Origin of the sequence: Streptomyces sp. 13-12-16 (genome assembly GCF_002114215.1) — a bacterium.
In the GTDB taxonomy this organism is placed as follows: Bacteria; Actinomycetota; Actinomycetes; order Streptomycetales; family Streptomycetaceae; genus Streptomyces.
Window position 1 is genome coordinate 1 of the sequence record NZ_NCTE01000681.1, and the last position, 2,279, is coordinate 2,279.

Sequence of the window (2,279 nt, forward strand, 5' to 3'; positions counted from 1 at the left end):
GTTTTGCACGAGTACGCACCTGTATGCACCCTCACCGGACGGCGGGCAACCGCTCGGGCCGGGACGGGTGAGGCGGCCCGGGCGGCCACGGGCCGCGAGAACCGGCCGACGGCGGGTCCGAGGCCCCCGCCCGGACCGGTCCCCGGGCGCTCACGGATCGGCCGGACATCGGGCCGGCGCCGGGCGGAGTCACCCACGGGACGACCCGCGAACCGGACCCGGTGACGACTCTCACACTCCCCCACCCCCTGCGTGAGGGCATACAAAACGGACTATGCACACCATGTATAGACGATGTGTACAGTCCGGCCATGCCTTCTTCGACCAGGAAGACGAAAAGACCGGGGACCGCGTTCCGGACGATCGCGGCCGTGATCGCGGCCACGGCTCTGACATCGGCACTGAGCGGCTGTACGCGGCTGGAGACGACCGCCCCCAGCGCCGTCCGCGCCACCGACGTCCAGGCCCGTTTCGGCACCGTCGACTGCCGCGAGGTCAAGTGCATCGCGCTCACCTTCGACGCGGGACCCAGCGAGCACTCCGCCCGGCTGCTGGACATCCTGAAGGAGGAACAGGTCCCGGCGACCTTCTTCCTGCTGGGCAGGCGGCACATCGAGCGGTACCCGGAGCTGGTCCGGCGGATGGCCGACGAGGGGCACGAGGTGGCCAACCACACCTGGACCCACCGCCGTCTGACGGACCTGGAACCGGACGAGGTACGCGAGGAACTCGAGCGCCCCAACGAGGAGATAGAACGCCTCACCGGCCGCCGTCCCACCCTGATGCGCCCGCCGCAGGGCCGCACCGACGACACGGTGCACGACATCAGCCGCGAGCTGGGCCTGTCGGAGGTGCTGTGGAGCGTCACCGCGAAGGACTACGCGACCACCGACTCCGACCTCATCACCCGCCGCGTCCTCGCCGACGCCTCACGCGACGGCGTCATCCTGCTCCACGACCTCTACGACGGCACGGTCCCGGCCGTCCCCGGCATCATCACCGAGCTGAAGAAGCGGGGCTACGTGTTCGTCACGGTCCCCCAGCTCCTCGCCCCGGGGAAGGCGGAGCCCGGCGAGGTGTACCGGTAGTACCGGGATCCCGGGACTGGGCCGGGCGGGTGACCCGTACCCGGACTCGCCGACGGGCGGGCCGGATTCCCTAGGATCGCCCCGTGGCCACCTTCCAGCTCCAGCGCACGGCACCCCTGTCCCCCGACGAGGCCTGGCGCCGACTCACGACGTGGCCCCGCCACGGGGAGGCGGTCCCGTTGACCCGGATGACGGTGGCCACCGCCCCGCCCACCGGCGAGGGCACGAGGATCATCGCCCGCACGGGCCTCGGCCCGCTCTCCTTCGACGACCCGATGGACGTGACGGTGTGGCGGCCCCCGGCGGACGGCTCCCCGGGGTTCTGCCGCCTGGAGAAGCGCGGCCGGGTCGTCACCGGCTGGGCGGAGATCGAGGTACGGCCGGGGCCGGGCGGCCGGGCGCGGGTGGTGTGGCGGGAGGACATCGGCGTCCGCTTCCTGCCCTCCGCCTTCGAGGCGGTACTGGCACGGGCGGGCCGCCGGGTGTTCGGACGGGCGGTGAACCGGCTGCTGCGGCAGGCCTGACGGCTCCGGGGCGCTCAGGCCACCGACCCGATCCGGCCCGCCGGTCCGGGCCCGCCGTCGTGGTGGATCGGGGTGTGGGCCCCGGTGAGGGACACGCCGCTGCCGCCGCGCCGGTCGGCGACGATCTCCGCCGCGATGGACAGCGCCGTCTCCTCCGGGGTGCGGGCGCCCAGGTCCAGGCCGATCGGTGACCTGAGGCGGGCCAGTTCGAGGTCGCTCACCCCGACGTCGCGCAGGCGCGCGGCGCGGTCCAGGTGGGTGCGACGGGAGCCCATGGCGCCGACGTACGCCACCGGCAGCCGCAGCGCCAGCTTCAGCAGCGGTACGTCGAACTTCGCGTCGTGGGTCAGGACGCACAGCACCGTGCGGGCGTCGACGGACGTGCGCTCCAGGTACGTGTGCGGCCACTCGACGACGATCTCGTCGGCCTCGGGGAAGCGGGCCCTGGTGGCGAAGACGGGGCGTGCGTCGCACACCGTGACGTGGTGGCCGAGGAACTTGCCCACCCGGACCAGCGCCGCGGCGAAGTCGATCGCACCGAAGACGATCATCCGGGGCGGGGGCACGGAGGACTCGACCAGCAGGGTGAGCGGTGCTCCGCAACGCGAGCCCTGCTCTCCGGTCTCCAGGGTGCCGGTGCGGCCGGCGTCCAGGAGGGCACCCGCCT

Annotated in this window: 3 protein-coding genes; 2 read left to right on the top strand and 1 reads right to left on the bottom strand. The window is 73.1% G+C overall.

All coding sequences use genetic code 11. From position 1 onward, the window contains the following. The first annotated feature begins 311 nt into the window (after window positions 1–311). Together B7767_RS25865 and B7767_RS25870 are read left to right on the top strand one after the other, a co-directional pair. A complete protein-coding gene (locus tag B7767_RS25865) occupies window positions 312–1,088 on the top strand; it encodes a polysaccharide deacetylase family protein (protein WP_085574297.1) in 777 nt (258 codons plus the stop codon). A gap of 83 nt (window positions 1,089–1,171) precedes the next feature. Next, the gene (locus B7767_RS25870; protein WP_085574296.1) at window positions 1,172–1,612 is read left to right on the top strand and encodes an SRPBCC family protein; all 441 of its coding nucleotides are present in this window, start codon (window positions 1,172–1,174) and stop codon (window positions 1,610–1,612) included. Between the two features lie 14 nt (window positions 1,613–1,626). Here the strand turns inward: B7767_RS25870 and B7767_RS25875 are convergent. After that, window positions 1,627–2,279 (bottom strand): XdhC family protein (locus tag B7767_RS25875; protein WP_179167288.1); only part of this gene is annotated, 653 nt, incomplete at its 5' end.